The organism is Atlanticothrix silvestris CENA357, from assembly GCF_016056295.1.
Classification (GTDB): domain Bacteria; phylum Cyanobacteriota; class Cyanobacteriia; order Cyanobacteriales; family Nostocaceae; genus Atlanticothrix; species Atlanticothrix silvestris.
Map to the genome: position 1 here is coordinate 136,722 of NZ_JAECZB010000004.1, position 21,418 is coordinate 158,139.

At 40.3% G+C, this 21,418-nt stretch carries 17 protein-coding genes; 10 read left to right on the plus strand and 7 right to left on the minus strand.

Translation table 11 applies throughout. The features are described 5' to 3' along the window. Positions 1–115 precede the first annotated feature (115 nt). Positions 116–2,464, minus strand: a complete 2,349-nt coding sequence (locus I8751_RS03770) for a serine/threonine-protein kinase (protein ID WP_214437817.1) — start codon at positions 2,462–2,464, stop codon at positions 116–118. A 736-nt stretch (positions 2,465–3,200) separates the two neighbouring features. Between I8751_RS03770 and I8751_RS03775 the strand changes: the two genes are divergently transcribed. The 4 genes from I8751_RS03775 (at position 3,201) to I8751_RS03790 (ending at position 7,673) form a co-directional block, all read left to right on the plus strand. Then, on the plus strand, positions 3,201–3,722 hold the full coding sequence (locus I8751_RS03775; protein WP_096557221.1) for a LabA-like NYN domain-containing protein: 522 nt from the start codon (positions 3,201–3,203) through the stop codon (positions 3,720–3,722). A gap of 93 nt (positions 3,723–3,815) precedes the next feature. Then, positions 3,816–5,420, plus strand: a complete 1,605-nt coding sequence (locus I8751_RS03780; RefSeq protein WP_214437818.1) for a 2-isopropylmalate synthase — start codon at positions 3,816–3,818, stop codon at positions 5,418–5,420. Positions 5,421–5,550: 130 nt separating this feature from the next. Next, positions 5,551–6,612, plus strand: coding sequence for an S-methyl-5-thioribose-1-phosphate isomerase (gene mtnA, locus I8751_RS03785; RefSeq protein ID WP_214437819.1), 1,062 nt, complete (start codon positions 5,551–5,553; stop codon positions 6,610–6,612). A gap of 881 nt (positions 6,613–7,493) precedes the next feature. Then, positions 7,494–7,673, plus strand: coding sequence for an NblA/ycf18 family protein (locus I8751_RS03790; RefSeq protein ID WP_214437820.1), 180 nt, complete (start codon positions 7,494–7,496; stop codon positions 7,671–7,673). Positions 7,674–7,894: 221 nt separating this feature from the next. Here I8751_RS03790 and I8751_RS03795 read toward each other — a convergent pair whose 3' ends face one another. The 3 genes from I8751_RS03795 to I8751_RS03805 form a co-directional block, all read right to left on the minus strand. Next, entirely contained in the window at positions 7,895–9,001 is a 1,107-nt protein-coding gene (locus I8751_RS03795; protein ID WP_214437821.1) for an ABC transporter ATP-binding protein, read from the minus strand. Positions 9,002–9,157: 156 nt separating this feature from the next. Continuing rightward, on the minus strand, positions 9,158–9,391 hold the full coding sequence (locus I8751_RS03800; protein ID WP_214437822.1) for a hypothetical protein: 234 nt from the start codon (positions 9,389–9,391) through the stop codon (positions 9,158–9,160). A 26-nt stretch (positions 9,392–9,417) separates the two neighbouring features. Beyond that, positions 9,418–10,629, minus strand: a complete 1,212-nt coding sequence (locus I8751_RS03805) for a hypothetical protein (protein WP_214437823.1) — start codon at positions 10,627–10,629, stop codon at positions 9,418–9,420. Between the two features lie 610 nt (positions 10,630–11,239). Here I8751_RS03805 and I8751_RS03810 point away from each other — a divergent pair. After that, entirely contained in the window at positions 11,240–11,956 is a 717-nt protein-coding gene (locus tag I8751_RS03810) for a molybdopterin-dependent oxidoreductase (RefSeq protein ID WP_214437824.1), read from the plus strand. Between the two features lie 128 nt (positions 11,957–12,084). On the opposite strand, the gene I8751_RS03815 is transcribed toward I8751_RS03810, so the two are convergent. Then, positions 12,085–12,459, minus strand: coding sequence for a hypothetical protein (locus I8751_RS03815; protein WP_214437825.1), 375 nt, complete (start codon positions 12,457–12,459; stop codon positions 12,085–12,087). 403 nt (positions 12,460–12,862) lie between these two features. On the opposite strand from I8751_RS03815, the gene I8751_RS03820 reads away from it, so the two are divergent. The 3 genes from I8751_RS03820 (at position 12,863) to I8751_RS03830 (ending at position 17,603) form a co-directional block, all read left to right on the plus strand. Beyond that, the gene (locus tag I8751_RS03820; protein ID WP_214437826.1) at positions 12,863–14,251 is read left to right on the plus strand and encodes a 3' terminal RNA ribose 2'-O-methyltransferase Hen1; all 1,389 of its coding nucleotides are present in this window, start codon (positions 12,863–12,865) and stop codon (positions 14,249–14,251) included. Positions 14,252–14,267: 16 nt separating this feature from the next. Then, entirely contained in the window at positions 14,268–14,921 is a 654-nt protein-coding gene (locus I8751_RS03825) for a Uma2 family endonuclease (protein WP_214437827.1), read from the plus strand. A gap of 99 nt (positions 14,922–15,020) precedes the next feature. Next, positions 15,021–17,603, plus strand: coding sequence for a polynucleotide kinase-phosphatase (locus I8751_RS03830; RefSeq protein ID WP_214437828.1), 2,583 nt, complete (start codon positions 15,021–15,023; stop codon positions 17,601–17,603). On the opposite strand, the gene I8751_RS03835 is transcribed toward I8751_RS03830, so the two are convergent. Together I8751_RS03835 and I8751_RS03840 are read right to left on the minus strand one after the other, a co-directional pair. After that, positions 17,600–18,436 carry a carbohydrate ABC transporter permease gene (locus tag I8751_RS03835; protein WP_214437829.1) on the minus strand — a complete coding sequence of 279 codons (837 nt, stop codon included), beginning with the start codon at positions 18,434–18,436 and terminating at the stop codon, positions 17,600–17,602. The genes I8751_RS03830 and I8751_RS03835 overlap by 4 nt on opposite strands. Next, positions 18,433–19,299: a carbohydrate ABC transporter permease gene (locus I8751_RS03840; protein ID WP_225893937.1), complete on the minus strand. Its 867-nt coding sequence runs from the start codon at positions 19,297–19,299 to the stop codon at positions 18,433–18,435. The genes I8751_RS03835 and I8751_RS03840 overlap by 4 nt, the downstream gene beginning before the upstream one ends. A gap of 247 nt (positions 19,300–19,546) precedes the next feature. Here I8751_RS03840 and I8751_RS03845 point away from each other — a divergent pair, with 247 nt between their 5' ends. Both I8751_RS03845 and prfB read left to right on the plus strand, forming a co-directional pair. Then, positions 19,547–20,110 carry a Uma2 family endonuclease gene (locus tag I8751_RS03845; RefSeq protein WP_214437831.1) on the plus strand — a complete coding sequence of 188 codons (564 nt, stop codon included), beginning with the start codon at positions 19,547–19,549 and terminating at the stop codon, positions 20,108–20,110. Between the two features lie 88 nt (positions 20,111–20,198). Then, positions 20,199–21,321 (plus strand): peptide chain release factor 2 gene (gene prfB / locus I8751_RS03850; protein WP_214437832.1). Its coding sequence is split into 2 segments (ribosomal slippage): positions 20,199–20,270 and positions 20,272–21,321, totalling 1,122 coding nucleotides; the frame shifts between segments, so codons are not numbered across the junction. Positions 21,322–21,418: the final 97 nt, after the last annotated feature.

Sequence of the window (21,418 nt, forward strand, 5' to 3'; positions counted from 1 at the left end):
GCTAAAAGCGATGGGGTCTCCCCAAATGGAGCAACTGCCGTCATTGGGCATGGGAATGAGGCAGAGGGGCAAACGAGCAAAGGAGAATATTTTGTACAAGTTCTCTCACTAGCCTCTAGCCCCTTCTGGTTTCTGGGTTGGTTCCTGTCCAAGGTGTAGTGGGAATATCAGAATCTTCTAAAGTTAATGTATGCATTAATGATTCGTCTGTTAGCACAATATGCGTGTCTTGAGAATCGATTAATTTGTTAAGCGCTTCTAAAGGCTCTGATGCAGTTTGATATCGTTGCTTGAAATCATCCAGTACCATTTGACTGAGAATATCCGCGAAAAAGCGACTTACTAGTGCTTTATCCCGCCATTTCACCTCTCCATGAATATCTCTATTTAATTCGTGGGGTGCAATGCCAGTCAAGGCTTTAATGCCAATCATGCCGACTGCATAGATGTCACTATTGTATTGGGGTCGTCCAAAACATTGTTCGCTTGGTGCATAGCCTTTAGTACCAATGCCAATTGTAAAAGGAGTTTGCTCTTGATTGTCTAGTTTTGGTGTGGAGACTTCTTTCACAGCACCAAAGTCAATTAATACAAGTTTGCGGTCTGAGTGTCGTCGGATGATGTTAGTCGGTTTAATATCTCGGTGAATCACACCATGTTCATGAACAAATGTTAATGTTTGCAATAAGTCCCGGACGATATTAATAACTGTAATTTCCTCTAGAGCTATGCCTGACGGTAGTTCATGATTGAGGGGATGACCAAGTATGTATTCTTGTACTAAATAAAATTCTTCATCTTGTTCAAAATAAGCCAGAAGCTGAGGAATTTGATTGTGTGTTCCCAATTTTTCCAGGGTTTGGGCTTCTGAATGAAACAAACGTCTGGCAAGCTCTAACCCTTTTGAATGACTATGAGCTGGTTTTAGTTGCTTGACAACGCATTGTGGGTTCCCAGGACGTTGGGTATCTTCAGCAATGTAGGTTTCGCTAAATCCACCTGAACCTAGAACTTTAACAATTTTGTAGCGTACAGCAAGTATTTTCCCTGATAATGCTAAATCTCTTTGCTGTAGCAATTCCTGGAGATCGTATTGTTGGCTAATAATCTCTTGAACAACGGGAGAAGTTTTATATTTCTGAAATATGCTTACTAGCTTGCGTGTTCTCATTTTTTCTCTGGCTACTTCGGTTCCCAGATAAGATAGCCCGCTGAGAGCGATCGCAATCATTGGTATGGTAGTAGGGAAAATCAATTGACTATGTATAAAGCTGCCATAGCTCAACCCAAACCAAATCACAGCTAAGGCAATGCTATACGTAAATCTAGTGAAGCCTCGTTTACTTCTAGTAATTAATAATGCTGAACTCCCAACTAATACCAGCACAAATAAACCCCGCAGAGGTAAATATTTAATTGCTTGAGCGATCGCTTTGCCGGTCATTAAAGTTGCGATCGCATTGGCGTGAATTTCCACCCCTGACATGCGTTGGGAGCCTTGGCCAATAGCGACTGGATGATAATCGTTGCTCAACTTGTCTGTGGCACCAATCAAAACTATCTTGTCTTTGAAAATCTTTCCTTGTTGCAAATAAGTATCCCAATTTTCTCTATCGAGTACATACCACAAGGGAATCGCTTCAAATGTACCCGCAGGCCCCCAAAAATTAATGCGATCGCCCTTTGGTTGGGGATAATCAACTTGTGCTGTTCTTAGCACCGCTTCATCAAAAGACGGAATTTTTGCTGACAGGGTATTATCTTCAGCTACTAACTTAGAAAATTCGCTAGCTAATTTGTGAACTTTACCATCTACTTCTAAAGGAAAATTCACTGTACCCATCGATACCAGCCCTGTGAGAAACATCTGTTGAGGCGGACTCAACTGCATAAATGTTCCTTGGTGGGTAGCAAAATTTTCGTAGAGCGCTCCTAAGGTAACTTTGCTGCCGTATTTTTTTAATACTGCTTGGAGTTGGCGATCGTCTTCTCTGCCATAACTGCTTGGCGTATCAAAAATGATATCTAACGCTACAGAACTTGCACCAGCCTTGATTAATTTTTGAATAATTTTAGCGTATGCAGCCCGTTTAAAGGGAAATGATTTCAGTGTTTCTAAGTAGGCATAATGTTGCGGATCTGTTTTATAGTACTGTTCGGGAACTGAGATTGACTGATCGTCAATTGCTAAAATCACGATCTTTTCTGGAGGGATCATTGGTTCACGCAATTGAAAAAATGCAGAAATTGCCTGATTTTCCATCAATTGAACCAAGCCGAAACCAGAAGCGCTGAGCAATGCGGCTCCAATTGCTGAAGCACCAGTGAACAGATGACCTAAGCGCGCCATTAGCTGGTATTGGCGTGCTGATCCTGTCATAGTTACTTTTGTTGGTTTACTTGACGCTATATTGGCAGTAGAGACATGTTTATTAGTTAATCTAGATGTAGGTTCTTCTGCCATATCGTGTTAATAATTGGTTTACGCACAACTCTATTTTTTTATTCGAGTCCCTTTTTACTACAAACACATTGAAGTAATAATTAAATGAGAATCTTATACTTTTGTAATATATCTTCTATTCCTCACAAAACTTGGGTTATTAAACCTCTAATCAGCAAATTTTCAACCCAGCTAAGCCCTAATTTATGCTGTGAGTGACATTTCAGCAGTAATTGTTTCACAGTTCAAAGCCGAAAATCCTCCGACTTGGCATTGAAGTGTCCTTAAATTATTAGGGACTACTCAAACCAGGAGAATGTCTGCTAAAAGTAGTTTCAGGGTAGCTTGCTTAAGAACAACTTGTGCTTCTTGGACAACACTGGTATTTTTCATAAAGCTTGTTATTTTATTGACTGCAAAAGTTATAGATGATCATAAATCTATATCCTACCTCAAGACCTATGACTTACCTCTTTAGGAGTAAACTTGACTGTTGTATGGCTAAGAATGCTGTTACTCAGTCAATTTTATTGGTAGATTTTGATCATGGAGTGTTTCTTATAGTGTTGGGGGTGAAAAGGTGTAACGCCCAACAGCTTAAGTCTAATCTTGCAGCTAATTTTATGCTTTGAAAGAGGTAAGATAAAGGCTATACCTAAAAATCCACTTTAAAGATATTAGCAAAATTATCATTTGAGAGTTGCTATAATCTATTGTTCAATCTAAATTCTTTATATATTCTTAGGTGTAATTTTCTATGGGTTCTCCAATGAATCGTCTGTCTATTTTTGTAGACGGAAACAATATGTTCTATGCTCAACAAAAAAATGGTTGGTTTTTTGATCCCCGGCGAGTCTTAGAATACTTCAAACACGAGCAATCAGACACAACGTTAATCAATGCATTCTGGTACACTGGCTTAAAAGACCCACAAGATCAACGAGGTTTCAGAGATGCTCTCATCAGTTTAGGATATACAGTCAGAACTAAAATTCTTAAAGAATATTATGATGATTCATCCGGACGATATTCACAAAAAGCCAATTTAGATATTGAAATTGTTGTGGATATGTTTAATACAGTAGATCAATACGACAGAGTAGTTTTATTTAGCGGTGATGGCGATTTTGAAAGAGCAATCGAACTTTTAAGATCAAAAAATACACATATTACAGTGGTATCTACAGAAGGCATGATAGCCAGAGAATTACGTAATGCTACGGATAGATATATAGATTTAAACGATATTAGAGACCAAATAGAAAAAGTAGAAGGTTAATTATCTTAGCAATTATTTACAATAATAAGAGTAAAAAAAAACTAAGGTTCACATTATTTTAAGCAAAAAGTTAAAACTATATAACGAGCCAAAATGACAAATAAACCAGAGCGAATCATCATTTTTGATACTACACTCCGAGATGGGGAGCAGTGTCCAGGAGCAACGCTAAATATAGACGAAAAGCTCACGATCGCCAAGCAATTAGCACGTTTGGGTGTAGATGTAATTGAAGCAGGTTTTGCCTTTGCGAGTCCGGGAGATTTTGAAGCGGTCAACAAGATTGCTCAAATTGTGGGGACAGAAGATGGCCCCGTAATTTGTAGTTTGGCTAGAGCTAAACACGATGATATCAAAGCAGCCGCCGAAGCAATTAAGCCAGCTGTTCATAGTAGGATTCATACTTTTATTGCCACTTCTGATATTCACCTGAAATACAAACTTAAAAAAACAAAGTCAGAAGTAGTAGCGATCACCGAAGAAATGGTAGCTTATGCTAAAAGCTTCACTAATGATGTAGAATTTTCGCCCGAAGATGCCGGACGTTCTGATCCAGAATTTCTTTACCAAGTATTAGAGCGAGCGATCGCGGCTGGGGCAACAACAGTTAACATTCCTGACACAGTCGGCTACACTACCCCTAGTGAATTTGGGGCAATAATTAAGGGGATTAAAGACAATGTTCCTAACATTGACCAAGCCATTATTTCAGTTCATGGACATAATGATTTAGGTTTAGCAGTTGCCAATTTCTTAGAAGCCGTGAAAAACGGCGCACGGCAATTAGAATGTACTATTAATGGAATTGGTGAACGGGCAGGAAATGCAGCTTTAGAAGAATTGGTGATGGCTTTGCATGTCCGACGGCAATATTTTAATCCATTCTTGGGAAGACCAGCAGATTCTGAACAATCACTCACAAATATCGACACCCGTCAGATTTATAAAACTTCCCGCCTCGTTTCTAATTTAACGGGGATGTTAGTACAACCAAATAAAGCAATAGTAGGAGCAAACGCCTTTGCTCATGAGTCTGGCATTCACCAAGATGGGGTGTTAAAAAATAAGCTCACCTACGAAATTATGGATGCCAAATTGATTGGCTTGACAGACAATCAAATAGTCTTAGGCAAACATTCAGGTAGGAATGCTTTCCGTACCCGCTTAAAAGAATTAGGCTTTGAACTATCAGAAACTGAATTAAACAAAGCATTTATTAAGTTTAAAGAAGTCGCTGATAAAAAGAAAGAAATTTCTGATTGGGATTTAGAAGCGATCGTTAATGATGAAATTCAGCAAGCTCCTGATTTATTCAGAGTAGAGTTGGTGCAAGTTTCCTGTGGTAGCAACGCCAAACCCACAGCCACAGTGACTCTGCGTACTCCAGCAGGCGAAGAATTAACTGATGCAGCGATAGGCACTGGGCCAGTAGACGCTGTTTATAAGGCAATCAATCGTGTAGTTAACGTACCAAACCAGTTGATTGAGTTCTCTGTGCAGTCAGTAACAGCAGGGATTGATGCCATTGGAGAAGTGACTATCCGTTTACGGCATGAATCTAGAGTATTTTCTGGTCATGCAGCGAACACAGATATCATTGTTGCTTCTGCTCAAGCCTACGTTAATGCACTTAATAGATTATATGCATCTTTGCAAACAACCGAAAAGCAACAAGAAGTGATTGCAGAGAAGGTTTGAAAAAGGCAATAGGCAATAAGCAGAGGGAGCAGGGGAGCAGAGGAGCAGGGGAGCAGAAGAGAATAATAATGCCCCTACCCAATGTCCCATGCCCCATGCCCAATTTTTTATAGAATATTTTTGTAACTTTATGACAAATTCCTCAAACCAAGTTTATCCGGTTATTTGGCACAACGACTCAGTGTCACTAATTGACCAAACCCGTTTGCCTAACGAATACGCTTTTGTGGAAATTCACCGCAGTGAAGACATGGCACGGGCAATTAAAACTATGATTGTGCGTGGTGCGCCAGCAATTGGTGTGGCTGCGGCTTATGGCATGTATTTGGGAGCTAGGGAAATTAAGACAAGCGATCGCCACGATTTCTTAGAAAATTTAGATAAAGTAGCTCAATTATTACGTTCTACTCGTCCAACAGCGGTGAATTTATTTTGGGCAATTGGCCGCATGATGAAAACTGCCTACGAAACCCTAGGAACAGTAGAACAAATTAAACAAACCCTTTTCCAAACTGCCCAAAATATCAATACCGAAGATTTGCAAACTTGCCAGGCGATCGGCGATCATGGTTTAGCAGCATTGCCTACGACTCCCCAAAAGCTGACTATACTTACTCACTGCAACGCTGGAGCATTAGCTACCGCTGGTTATGGCACTGCTTTGGGCGTAGTGCGTTCCGCTTGGAGAGAAGGCCGTCTAGAGCGAGTTTTTGCTGATGAAACCCGTCCCCGTTTGCAAGGTGCAAAACTCACAGCTTGGGAATGTGTTCAAGAAGGTATTCCAGTGACAGTAATTACTGATAATATGGCAGCCCATTGCATGAAACAGGGTTTGATTCATGCTGTAGTTGTTGGTGCTGATAGAATTGCTGCAAACGGCGATACTGCTAATAAAATCGGTACTTATAGTGTGGCGATCGCAGCTACAGCCCATAATATCCCCTTTTTCGTGGCTGCTCCCCTTTCTACAATTGATTTTGAATTACCTGATGGTAGTCAAATCCCTATTGAAGAGCGCAATCCAGAAGAAATATACCAAATCGGTGACACTATCCTCACACCATCGAATGTAGATTTTTATAACCCAGCGTTTGATGTCACTCCAGCCGAGTTAATTACAGCTATCGTCACAGAAAATGGGGCATTTGCTCCTAGTGCATTAGTACAATCACAAGTCAAACAGATGGCTTAAAAATAGTTAAAAAATAAATCAAATTGTTGGACATAAAGAAGGTAATTATGCCCACAGTTTTTATTTACATAAAATAATAATTGCGAAAAACTTAGTGTTCAAATTGTTTATTTTTAGGTTATTGCAGATGACAGCAGGAGACAGTAATTTTTATAGCAAAGAGCATATAGATTAACGTGAGTTCGATGAGTATTGTTCTGACCTCTCCCCAGCCCCTCTCCTACAAGGCTACGCGTAGCTTGCTTCTCCCAAGGAATATGCCTTTTAGGATAGGGAGGCCAGCAGGGAGAGGTCTGTCGAACTCACATTAGATTAGGAAATTTTCAGAGTGTGAATGTCAGGAACAGTAACGTTTGATCTCCTGCTACATAGCCTTAATTTAGTTACTTTGCATTAAATATGCATAAATAATAATAACCTTAGACAGAATAAAGACAAATTTTTATGCCTCATGATTAATTAAAATTCATGGTGTTTTCTATGAAAATAAGCTGTAGGTTATGAGAAAGATAAGTAAGTCGGTGGTAAAAAACACCATTATCTTAATAAAGATAAATAAGGCTAAAATCCTTTTTACTCCTGCATTGTCTACGATACGCTGCGCGATCTGCCTCCTCACTCATACCAACTACAAATATTTACGCCGTTCTACTTATACTTTTAAACAAATACAGTCAATATACACTTAACTATATAGCCAAAATTCTGTTACTTTTGTCCAAGCAATTAATTTTAAAGACTTGATTTATAAAAACCAAATTGCCACAATCAAAAATAAGATTGAACACAAAAATAGTTGAGTTTGTCTGGATGGATTTAGTCAATTGGCGGAGTATAAACTCAAATTAAATAGCTATAAAATCATAAACAGGAGGGAAATTATGAATTTTACAGAACTCACTCTAGAACAGCAATTTAAAATAAAAGTATTAGAAATCCATATTCAAGGCTTAAGCCAACAGCAAGCCCAAAAATTATTACTTAAGTTTGTGCAAATAGGTATGATTAAAGATAACATGATGAATAACTACGTAAAACAGATCAAATCAAATACCTATTGATATCAAGCTTAATTATCCATAATTTAACTTTAAATCTTTGTTTCAAAATTCATAACTGTTTAATAGATTACAGGATGACTTACTAACAGGAAAACAACCAACAGTGAATTCATGAAAATTAATGTTAAAAGAGCATAAATTAGCTTAAGCCACCAATAAAAGAAGCCTGAACCTGTAAGTAATTCGCTTTTGTAAAGAGAAAATGACGGCGTATTATTACACTAATACTGAGGTAAAATTCTGTCACCAGTTTTAGGATCAAACACAAATAACTGATGTAAATCTAGTTTTAGATAAAGGCGATCGCCTGGATGCGGATGCACACTTCCACCTACTTGCACATTCAGCACGGTTGTTGATCCAGGTAAACCGACACGAATCAAGGTTTCTCTGCCCAGAGGTTCTACTAGTTTGACATCAACTGATAAAATTGCGGCGTTTTGGTCGTTAAGTTCGGAATCGGTGTTGATTGTGATATGTTCTGGACGAATTCCTAAATCAAAACTATATCCTTGACGCAGATGTAACTTCTGTGTCATGTCTGCTGGAATTGCTAATGACTGTCCACTAACATCAAAAGTATGATTTTTATAGATTGCAGGCAGAATATTCATTGGCGGACTGCCTAAAAAAGTTGCCACCATTTGATTAGCAGGACGCGCATAAACAGTCTGAGGGTCGCCAATTTGTTGAATGCGTCCTTTATTTAGCACTACAATCTTATCAGCCAAGGTCATCGCCTCAACTTGATCGTGGGTAACATAAATAGTTGTAATGCCTAACTCTTGATGTAGCTGTTTCAACTCTGCCCTGGTGTCATCTCGCAATTGGGCATCTAAATTAGATAAAGGTTCATCAAGTAAAAACACTTGTGGTTCACGGGCGATCGCTCGTCCTAATGCTACCCGTTGTTGCTGTCCTCCAGAAAGTTGTTTGGGTTTACGATCCAATAGGTGTTCTAAAGCTAGCGATCGCGCTACATTCACTACCCTCTCTTGAATAATTTTCGAGTCAACTTTTCGCATTTGCAACCCAAAGGCAATATTTTGCGCTACTGTCATGTGAGGATAAAGAGCGTAGTTCTGAAACACCATCGCTACATCCCGTTGTCTTGCGGGAACATTGTTCATCAGAGTATCACCAATAAAAAGTTTGCCAGAGGTGGCACTTTCCAAACCGGCGATTGTTCGCAAAATTGTCGATTTACCGCAACCTGATGGCCCGACTAATACCCAAAACTCACCATTAGGAATTTCAAAGCTAATATCTTCAATTGCGGTAACGTTGTTAAATCTACGTTTAATGTCTTCTAGATGAACTTTTGCCATTGTGGAACTTAGTATTGGACATTTTAGGCGAGGAATTGTCTTGCCATCCCTAACACCTGGACTTATAAATTGTACCTAACAGCCTAGTACCGTTGCGCGTCAGTCAAAAGTCAAAATTGCAAAAACTACGCATGGCATCGGTTAGTTTACAATCGCTCATTCCTTACTTGGCCTCAAAGTAGGAAGCATCTGTCCAATCAAGTCTATGTTTGTGTAGAGAATAACCACTCTTGCGCTTCCTTGATTTGCGATCACTCCAACCGAAGTAGCGCCGGGATCTTTAACATCTTCATTTTTTTCAATCCATTCTTTATGGGCAACAACTGCTTTCTTGCCAAACTTTTCAAAACACTTAAAAACAAACTTCATTTCTTCAAGTAGAGCAGCCATATCTTAATTCTGCTTCAGCCTAGATTTTATATGTTGTTTATTGCTTCTTCTAAATTAGCTATTTGAATATTTAGTTGTCTGTTATCTAACTGCAAATTACTTCTTCTAATTCTTTCCTGCGGATCAGTAAACTTACACAACAGTTCATTATCTGTTCTTATTGCATCGTTAAGATCTAGCACAAACTCTAGTTCGTCGTCAAATAAAGTGTAAGCTCTTTGAGCTATATCATCGAAAAGCATACATCTAATAGGACATGCTCTTGTTAGCTCGATAAATCTGTTATCGAATGAAGCAAAAAAAGGAACAAAAAAATTATGATCTTTTGATAAATTATACGCTAAAGATGATTGATATTCAATCGCTAGTAAATCCCAACTCATGCCTTTTGCTCTTGATAATGTTTTGTTTGAAGGTTGACTTACAAAATCAAAAAAACGTAGAGAGTTGCCATACTTAAACAGCTTCCATGCAAAATAGATTTCTTTGTTTGCGAATTTTCCAAGCTTCCTTAAGCAAAAGTTAACTATTCTTTTTAGACTGAGAAGAACATCTCCATTAGTTTCCCAGTTTATCTGAATTGCCCCAAGCAATATTAAGTATAATATTTTTCTTCTTTGCCAAAAGTAAGAATTAACTTCATGACCACTAAGATTATAAAGATTATACATTGTCTGAATAGCTAATTTTCCTGCTTCTTCTCTATCTATAGGATAAGTGTTTAAGGGATTACACCTTTTAAGTGCCCTTAAAGTATTAAATGGGCGCTCATTATTTTGCTCAATAAACTCAAAATTTTCAAGAAGAAAAAATCCATAATCAAAAGTAAATTGATATTTTTTAATAAACCAAACTAAGTTTTCAAATTTATCTTTAGGTTCAACTTTACCACCATTTTCATAAATTCTAAATTTTTCTGCTACATTTGAATCTAAAGATAAAGAATAGTCAAGAGGTATATGATTATCCTCTTTTTTTTTATAAAGATCTTCAGAAAAAAATAAAAGACCACTGCCTTCAAAGAATTTTTTAAGACTACTACATACTGTTTCAATTTCATGCAGTGATGTGTAACCGAAATCAGAAACTATATTGTTTGTGGAATACATCAACCTAAGCTCAGAAAATACTGTTAAATTAGGTTCGATTAAATCATTGAAACTTAGATGTTTATGGTGGGACAGAATTAGTCGTTTGACTTCTTCCAGACGCATCCCTCTTGCTACTTCGGTTTCCATGTTTACTTGTTTTGGTCAGTACATTTTATTATAAACATGACTTACGCACAGGTAACGGAAAATCGAACCACAAAGGACGCAGAGGACACGGTGAAACAGCGCTGCGGGAGGGTTCCCCTCCGCAGGCGACTGTGAACCCGAAGGGAGGAATAGAGTATCAGAGAGTTCTTGGGTAAGTCCTAATAGATTTGAAGATAACCGTGATTTATCCCTCTTCTGTCACTTTCCGAAAACACTTGCCATTTCTGGATTCTAGAGCTTTTGTATAGCAAGCGATCGCGCAATTATTTTCTAATAACAAATACAAGATAAATTTTTTCTAATAGTATAGCTTGTATTGATTGCCTCATCAGGCTTCTAGCGATCGCCCTCCCGGAAAGTGACAGAAGAGGGTTATAGCGTTTCCTAGTCTACTGAGGTACAGTAGCAGCAATTGATAAACCAATTGCGAATATCATTTAAAGAGACTTTATTAAAAGCGTTCAAAATTAATGGTCTTGCAATATACAAGCCTGTTCAACTGTATTAACTTTACGGACTGTCTGGTAGCTGGCAGACTTTACAGTAGGAAGCATCCGTCTAATCAAGCCTATGTTTGTGTAGAGGTTTTATGAGTCTGATTCTTCCCAAACGCCTTTTATCCCGTCGCCGTTTACTGCAATTATCTGGACTTTCGGGTGTGGGTCTGCTTCTAAATGGCTGTGGGAGAAATTTATTCTCAAATAGTGTTAGGCAAATATCTGAGCCGCTAAATCAAAGTCTAGAAGAACTTCTGCTAAGTCACAAACCTGTACCTGAATTTGCCGTCAGCGACATTGAGCCAGACAAACTACTGGTGAATACCTTTGACTTCACTCCACAAATAAATCCAGCGCAGTTTCAGCTGACTATTAATGGTGAAGTGAGTAATCCAATGCAATTAAGCATGGCAGATATTCAAAAACTTCCCTTGACTTCAATGGTAATTCGCCATGTTTGTGTTGAAGGCTGGGCTGCGATCGTTCAATGGGGAGGCGTGCGATTACAAGACTTAGTTGCATTAGTACAACCTAAATCAAGCGTCCGTTACGTCTACTTCAAATCTGCTGATGGCTACTATGAAAGCTGGGATATCGCTTCTGCTATGCATCCGCAAACTCTCATGGCTTATCAAAAAAATGGAGAACCATTATCAACTGATAATGGTGCGCCCATACGCTTAGCATCCCCCATTAAACTGGGCTACAAGCAAAGCAAGTGGGTAACTGAGATTATCTTAGTCACTAGTTTGTTACCTGCTAAAGGTTATTGGGAAGATCAAGGCTACGAATGGTTTGCAGGATTATAGTCTGTTTTGTTAAATCAGTGAACAGTTATCAAGTAGTTTTTGACTGATAACTGTTAACTGTTGAAACTCAAGACAAGATGATGTAAAGAGATTAGCGATCGCTAATTTTCAAACTCAATCCAAATTGATTAACTGGCGATCACCACTGGCTTTTTGCGGGAAGGACGCTTGCGGTCTGATTTTTTCTTCAATCCTACAGCTTGAGCTTGGTCGCTATCTGAGCCATATTGCCCGCGTACAACTTCTTTCATTGCTAATACAGCATTATGAAAATCCCACTCTGCTAATCGGGCAGTATCGGCAGCCGCACGGTATAAAGCTAATTTTTCGGTTTCAATTTGTTGAGCAATCAACATCGCCTGATAAACATCTTGCAACTTTGTAACTGAGGCATCAGCACGAGTTGTATTATAAGTACTAACAGTTTGCAAACCGTGGAATGAGTCAACATCTTGATTAATCAGTTTAGGACGCAAACGGTTTGTTGTATTTTGCGAAGCCATACATGCATACTTAGTAGGGTACATATTTAATGTGCCCATTACAACAATATTTTTAACAGTAAGGTAAATTTTTCCTATAGGACAAAGTGGTTTAACATAACAGACCGATGTATCAACATAACGGGTAAATGTATTGGCATTGCAGACCGATGTATTAACATAACAGGTCGATGTATTAGCATTGCAGACCGATGTATTAACATAACAGGTCGATGCATTGGCATTGCAGACTGATGTAATTACAAAACCGTAAGATGATCAAGAGTTAATTGCTAGCTGCAAAGAGTCTATTTACTAAATAACGTACGTTACCGTTTTAGCGTAATGCAACTTAACTTGTTGTTGGTGTGTTAGCTTATGATTTACTAATTTATTCCCCAAACCTCAACTCTTGCACAAGTGAATGCTGCTGACAATCACTACGACCCACTTTCCAGCAACAGAATTAGGCTACCTGTTGCATAAACGCCCAGATCGCTGTCAATCTTTTCCTTTAAGTTTTGGACAGGCGCACGTTTTTTATCCAGAAGCTAGTACACAGCGATGTACGGTGGCGTTGTTGTTGGATGTTGACCCGGTGAAGTTGGTGCGGGGACGTGGCGCAAGGCTAGAACAATATGTTAGCGATCGCCCTTATGTTGCTTCTTCATTTTTAAGTGTAGCGATCGCTCAAGTATTTAGCACAGCTTTAGGAGGTCGTTGCAAAGACTTACCGGAACTGGCAAAAACCTCCATTCCTTTGGTAGCGAAACTTTCCGTTTTACCTTGTCGTGGTGGTGAAGAATTTCTGCGGCAATTATTTGAGCCATTAGGCTACAACATTAGTGCCCAAGGCCACACTTTAGATGATCAATTTCCTGATTGGGGTCAGAGTCGATACTTTACAGTCGAACTTCAGCAAATCATAACTTTAAGCGACTTATTAAGTCATCTCTATGTTCTAATTCCAGTATTAGATGACGAGAAGCATTACTGGGTAGGCGACGAAGAAATCGAAAAGTTGCTGCGTCATGGTGAGGGTTGGTTAACAGAACATCCAGCGCGAGAACAAATTACCAAGCGTTACCTCAAACGTCAGCAACGCTTAACTCGTCTGGCTTTAGCCCAACTGGTAGAGTCAGACAATCCCGATCCCGATAGTGCTGAAGAAAATCATGCCCAAGAAGAAGCGGCGGTAGAAAAGCCCATTAGCCTGAATCAGCAGCGTTTGGATGCGGTGATTACTGCTCTCAAACAAAGCAATGCTAGGCGGGTAATTGATTTAGGCTGTGGACAGGGTAATCTGTTGAAAATTCTCCTCCAAGATAGCTTCTTTGCCCAGATTACAGGTGTCGATGTTTCCTACAGAGCGCTAGAAGTTGCCCAAGAACGATTAGACCGCCTGCATCTTCCCCGTAACCAGTGGGAACGTATACAACTGATTCAAAGCGCACTCACTTATCAAGATAAACGCTTTAGTGGCTATGATGCTGCGACGGTGATTGAAGTGATTGAGCATCTTGATTTGCCGCGACTGGGAGCATTTGAGCGAGTTTTGTTCGAGTTTGCCCAACCTAAAACGGTAGTGGTGACAACGCCTAATATTGAATACAACGTTAAGTTTGAAAATCTCCCAGCTGGAAAATTGCGACATCAAGACCACCGCTTTGAATGGACACGTGCAGAGTTTCAAAAATGGGCTAACAAAGTAGCAGAACGCTTTAGCTACACCGTGGAATTTCAACCTATCGGCACAGAAGATCCAGAAGTTGGTTCACCGACACAAATGGCCATATTTAGCCGCAATTTTTAATTAAAGGAAACTTTTTATGGTTGCAACAGTACCATTTGCAGAAACAAGAACTTTGCTGAAAAATATTAGCTGGCAGACTTTCAAAACCATGCTGTTTGAGATGGGAGGTGAGCGTAACTCTAGACTTGCCTACGACAATAAAATAGTAGAAATTATGACTCCACTAATGCCGCATGAAAACTCCAATCGCCTAATTGAAAGCTATATTCTCGTGCTGTGTGAGGAATTTGGTTTAGAAGTGAAAAGTACAGGCTCAGTGACTTTAACAAGAGATGATTTAGAAAAAGGAGGGGAGCCAGATAGCAGCTATTACATTCAAAATGAATCCTTAGTTAGAAATAAACAAAATATTGATTTAGCTCAAGATCCACCACCAGATCTAGTAATTGAAGTAGAATATTCTAAATCCAAAATAGATAAATTATCTCTTTATGCTTCAATGAATATTCCTGAATTTTGGAGATATAACGGCACTGTATTAAGAATTTATATCCTTTTAGATAATCAATATTCAGAAGTTGAACTTAGTCCTACTTTCGTGCCAGTACCAGTAAAAGATATGACTCAATTTCTCGAAGAAAGCAGAAAGATTGGTCAATTGGCAGCAAAGAGAGCTTTTCGTGCTTGGGTAAAACAGCAAATTTCTGACTCAGAACACAACAATATCTAAAACTTCATATTTCTTTCTTTGCGCCTTTGCGCGGCAGTCGCTACAAGTCGGCAAAGCCGCCCAACGCGCTGCCTTGTCTTTGCGTGAGCTTTTCATAATATGAAAATTACTATTCCCGAATTATCTCTAATTATTCTCATCGGTGCTTCTGGTTCCGGTAAATCGACTTTTGCCCGCAAGCACTTTCAACCTTTTGAAGTTTTATCCTCAGACTTTTGCCGGGGCTTAGTTTCCAATAACGAAAATAGCCAATCTGCAACCAAAGACGCTTTTGAAGTACTACGCTTCATTGCCGAAAAGCGGCTAACAGCAGCTAAACTAACAGTTATTGATGCTACTAATGTACAAATGGAAGACCGCAAACCCTTACTGCAAATGGCACGGCAGTATCACTGTTTTGCGATCGCCATTGTTCTTGACCTACCAGAAGAATTATGCCACGAACGTAACCAACAAAGGAGCGATCGCTCCTTTGGTTCCCATGTAGTACATCGTCATACCCAAATGTTGCGGCGTTCTCTGCGGAATTTAGAAAAAGAAGGCTTTCGTTATGTCTATACTCTTAACTCTTTAGAGGAAATCGAATCTGTCGAAATTGAGCGCCAACCTCTTTGGAATAACCTTAAGCACGAACATGGCCCCTTTGACATTATTGGTGATATTCACGGCTGTTGTGATGAACTCGAAGCATTACTCCAACAGTTAGGCTATCAAAAGGGTACAGGGGAAGAATTATCTTCTACCCTTTGGAACACCCCCACTTACCACCATCCCCAAGGACGCAAAGTTGTATTTCTGGGTGATTTGGTAGACCGGGGAACGCGCATTTTAGATACAGTTAAACTGGTGCGAAACATGGTTAACGCAGGTACAGCTCTCTGCGTTCCTGGTAATCATGAAAACAAACTCTTGCGGAAACTACGGGGTAAAAATGTCCGGGTGAATCACGGGTTAGAGCAAACCCTAAATGAAATTGCGGCTTTACCCGACGAAGTGCGGGAACCCTTCACCAAAGAACTGCAAAAATTTCTAGATTCCCTAATCAGTCATTATCTTTTAGATGACGGGCGATTGGTAGTAGCGCACGCAGGGATGAAACAAGAAATGCAAGGACGAGGGTCTGGTGCTGTACGCGAGTTTGCCCTTTATGGCGAAAGCACTGGCGAGATTGATGAATTTGGCTTACCCATTCGCTACAACTGGGCGGGAGAATATCGAGGTGAAGCAATGGTGGTTTACGGACATACTCCTGTACCAGAAGCAGAATGGCTGAATAACACTATTGATATTGATACAGGCTGCGTCTTTGGCGGCAAACTTACCGCCCTCCGCTATCCAGAAAAGGAACTAGTGAGTGTAGCTGCTGCCCGTGTCTACTGTGAACCAGTAAAGCCCTTGATACAGAACACAGCAACCCGTACCTCACAACAGGAACTAGATGATGTCTTGTACATTGAGGATGTATTAGGTAAGCGCATTATCAACACCCGACTTAAATCTAACATTACCATTCGAGAAGAGAATGCGATCGCAGCTTTAGAGGTAATGAGCCGTTTTGCTACTAATCCCAAATGGTTGATTTATTTACCTCCTACGATGTCTCCTGTGGAAACATCCCCGATACCAGGATTTTTGGAACATCCTACCCAAGCTTTTCTCTACTACCAAAATCCGGGAATTACGGAAGTAGTATGCGAAGAAAAACACATGGGTTCACGAGCAATAGTGATTGTTTGCCGAGATATAGCCGCTGCCGAAAAACGATTTGGCGTGGTAGATGAGGGAATTGGTATCTGTTATACCCGCACAGGACGGAGGTTTTTTGATGATTCTGCATTGGAGGCGGAACTTTTGGGGCGGGTAAATACAGCCCTTTCCCAAAGCGGCTTCTGGTCAGAATTTCAAACCGACTGGGTGTGTTTAGACTGTGAATTGATGCCTTGGTCAGCCAAAGCACAAGGGTTGCTGCGAGAACAATATGCACCCATGGGAGTGGCATCACGGCTTGCTTTGAATGATGCTGTTAGCTTACTACAACAAGCAAGCGATCGCGGTGTAGAAATTAATACGCAACTTACTCATTACCAACAACGTGCAGAGATGGCACATCAGTATGTCAATGCCTACCGCCGCTACTGCTGGTCTGTCACCGATATTTCTGGACTAAAGTTAGCCCCTTTCCACATCCTGGCAACTGAAAAAGCTGTCCACATCGACAAAGACCATCGCTGGCATTTGAATCAAATTGCCAAAATCTGCCATTTAGACCCTGCCTTGCTTTTAGCTACTGCCTATAAAGTGATCAATTTGACTGACCCCAGCAGTCAAGCAGAGGGGGTTAATTGGTGGGAAGAACTTACCAAAGCGGGGGGTGAAGGTATGGTTGTCAAACCTATGGATTTCATTGTTCGAGGTAGTCGTGGTATTGTCCAGCCTGCGGTGAAATGTCGCGGACAAGAATATCTGCGGATTATTTATGGCCCTGAATATTCCACTCCAGAGAATTTGCAACGTCTGCGTCAACGTGGATTATCACACAAGCGTTCTTTGGCTATGCGCGAGTTTGCCCTTGGTGTTGAAGCATTGGAGCGATTTGTCACCCATAGCCCTTTGCGCCGTGTGCATGAATGCGTTTTTGGCATTTTGGCGTTAGAAAGCGAACCTGTTGATCCGCGACTTTAGCCTTTGCCGCCTGTAAATGTTGCACTTTGAATAAAATAACGGTTAAAAAAGGCGTAAATTCCTAAAGCAGGTAAGGTAAATATCATAGAAGCTGCCATAATGTAATTCCAATAGCTGATGTATTGACCTTTGAAAGTATTCAGCCCTAACGGCAGGGTAAACATTTCGGGGTCGAACAAGATTACTACAGGCAGCAAGAAATTATTCCAACTACCCATAAACACAAAAACTGCTTGTGCTGCTAGTGCTGGTTTAGCCAGAGGTAAAACAATATGCCGGAAAATGCCAAAGGTATTTAAACCATCAAGCTGAGCAGCTTCTTCTAATTCTCTAGGGAAATTAACAAAAAACTGCCGCATCATAAAAATGAAAGTGGCATTGATCATACTGGGGACAATCATGCCTTGATAAGAATTTAACCAACCAATCGCCTTCAAAATCAAAAATGTCGGAATTAGGGTAATCTGTGCTGGTACTGCTAATACTGCCAAAATTAAGAAGAACCAAAAGCGCTTACCTACAAAGTTCAATCTTGCCAAGGCATAACCTGCCATTGAGTTGAGTATTAGATTTAACAATGTAACGCTAATGGCAATTACGACACTATTAAATAACCAGCGCCAAAACAGCGGTTCTTGCAAAAAGATTTGCCTGTAATTGTCAAGGGTAAAATTCTTGGGTAACAAATTAGGTTCGCCGCTGACAATCTCTGATAGCGGCTTAAAGGATGCCGAAAGTGCCCACAAGAAAGGAACAATGGTAATTAGACCATAGATTGTTAGTAAGACATATAACAGTACTTTTAGCCAAGGAAGGCGAGAAAAATTTATCAAATTCTTTCACCTCCAAAAAATCGCTGCTGCATTAAAGTGATGATAATGATTACCGCTGCCAATAAAAATGCGATCGCAGCTGCATATCCCATTTGTAAATTACGAAATACAGCTTGGTAGATGAGTAGCACCACAGTTAATGTCGCGTTATTCGGCCCGCCAGTACCACCGGAGAAAATATAAGACTGGTCAAATAATTGAAACGTCCCAATTATCCCCACAGCTACCACAAAGAAAGTTACAGGCTTGACCAAAGGAATAGTAATGTAAATAAACTTTTGCCATCCATTTGCCCCGTCGAGTTCTGCTGCTTCATAAAGCTTTTCAGGTATGTCCTGTAAAGCCGCCAAATAAATCACCATGTAAAACGGTGCTGTTGACCAAATATTCATGATCATGATGCCTTTGAGTGCAACTGCTGGATCGCCCAACCAGTTATAGGTAGGTAGTCCGACAAAAGCGAGAAAATCGTTGAGTAGCCCATCAGTGTTATAAATCCACATAAAGATGAGCGTTAACACTGCTGAAGAAGTCACTGTCGGCAAAAAATAAAGAATGCGCCACCAGTTCTTACCGCGAATCCCAGCATTGAGTGTGACTGCCAAAATTAAAGCCAATACAGTTTGAGTTGGCACAACAATCACAACATACTCTGCCGTATTTTTCAACGCAATCCAAACTCGTTCATCTTCAATCAATCGAGTGAAATTGCGAAAACCAATGAACTCGTATTCAATCCCACCCAAAAGTTGGACTTTGTGCAAAGAAAGAAATACAGCATAGAGAATGGGCAAAACTACAAAAGTCCCTAAAACCAGAATGGTGGGGATCATAAACAAATACCCAGCCAGGCTTTCTGTCATATTCCATCTAGGGTTTCTATACCGCCGCCTAATTTCCCACACTGCTAGAACCTCCGCCTAATCTTGTACAAATCGGCTGTAGCGATGGGTAGTAGATGATTATTAATCGTAGCGCCTGCTAGAAAAATATATATCAATCCCTGCTGAGTACATTGAGGGTGAGGACTTCTAGGTTAAGTTAAAATGACCTCTAGGAAGTAACGATTTTCCTAAATTGAGGGCAAATCATTTCAAAATTACAAGAGCTATGACTGCCATAACAGCTCAACCTCTGACTCTCGAAGAATTTCTGAAACTCCCAGAAACGAAGCCTTCTAGTGAATACATCAATGGGGAGATTACCCTGAAGCCAATGCCGAAAGGGAGACACAGCCGATTACAAGGTAAATTATGTACAACAATTAATCAAATTGCTGAGGAACCGCAGATTGCATACGCGTTTCCAGAATTGCGATGTAGTTTTGGAGGGCGATCAATCGTACCAGATGTAGCTGTGTTCTTGTGGGAACATATACAGTTCACAGCCGATGGTCAAGTTCCAGATAACTTTGACTTACCACCAGACTGGACGATTGAGATTTTGTCACCAGAACAAAAGCCTAACAAAGTTATTGGTAATATTCTTCACTGCTTGAAGCACGGTAGTCGTTTGGGATGGTTTATTGACCCTGATGACCTGAGTATTTTGGTATTTTTACCAGGTCAGCAACCAGAATTACTTCAAGCAGAAGATGATTTACCTGTTTTACCAGAAACTCAAATGCTACTAACTGTTAATCAAGTTTTTAATTGGTTAAAGATGGGTAGTTAGTTTTTCTGGTGCTATACACAGTCAGCGACAAAAATTATCATGTAATCTATTAAAATCAATCCCAAGCGCTATTTTTTTAGCAAGCATTATGGACGTTTTAGAACTCAAACGCGAAATCGAAACATTGTCCGGTCGTCTGGGTAAAGCCCAGGACTATCTTTGACATACCTGCACTGACCGCCAAAATTCAAGACCTGGAACAAATAGCAGCACAACCAGAATTTTGGGAAGACCAAACCCAAGCCCAAGAAACTTTACAAGAACTCAACGACTTGAAAGCTCACCTAGAACAGTATCATCAATGGCGAGCGAATTTAGAAGATACTAAGGCAGTAGTTGAGTTATTAGAGTTAGAAACCGACGAAGCGCTATTGCAAGAAGCGGAATCTACCATTAACAAGCTCAATCGTGACCTTGACCAATGGGAGTTACAACAGCTACTTTCTGGCACTTACGACAGTGAAGGGGCAGTACTGACAATTAATGCTGGTGCTGGTGGTACAGATGCTCAAGATTGGGCATTTATGCTGCTTAGGATGTACACCCGTTGGGCAGAAGCCCACGGCTACAAAGTCAGTTTAGCTGAAGAGTCCGAGGGTGATGAAGCCGGCATTAAATCAGCAACCCTAGAAATTACTGGTCGCTATGCTTATGGTTACTTGCGCTCAGAAGCAGGCACACACCGCTTAGTGCGGATTTCGCCCTTCAATGCCAATGGTAAGCGGCAAACTAGTTTTGCTGGGGTGGAAGTGATGCCGCAAATAGATAATTCCGTGCAGTTAGATATTCCAGAAAAGGATTTGGAAATTACTACTTCTAGGGCTGGCGGTAAAGGTGGACAGAACGTCAACAAAGTAGAAACAGCAGTACGGATTGTTCACATTCCCACTGGTTTAGCAGTGCGTTGTACAGAAGAGCGATCGCAGCTGCAAAATAAAGACAAAGCCCTTGCTCGTCTTAAAGCCAAATTACTAATTATCGCCAAAGAACAAAAAGCCCAAGAAATTGCCCAAATCCGCGGTGATATGGTGGAAGCTTCTTGGGGCAACCAAATCCGTAATTATGTCTTTCATCCTTACCAGATGGTAAAAGATTTACGGACAAGTGTAGAAACAACTGCGATCGCCGATGTCATGAACGGCGACCTCGATACTTTCATCCAAGCCTATCTGCGGCAAGAAAACCAGCTGGTAGAAAACACTCCTGCCTAAAAAAAGCAGGGGAGCAGGGGAGCAGCAAGAGGGGTAAAGGGTAAAGGGTAAAGGATGAAAAAACCAACCCTTTAACCCTGCCCCTTATCCCCAAAGG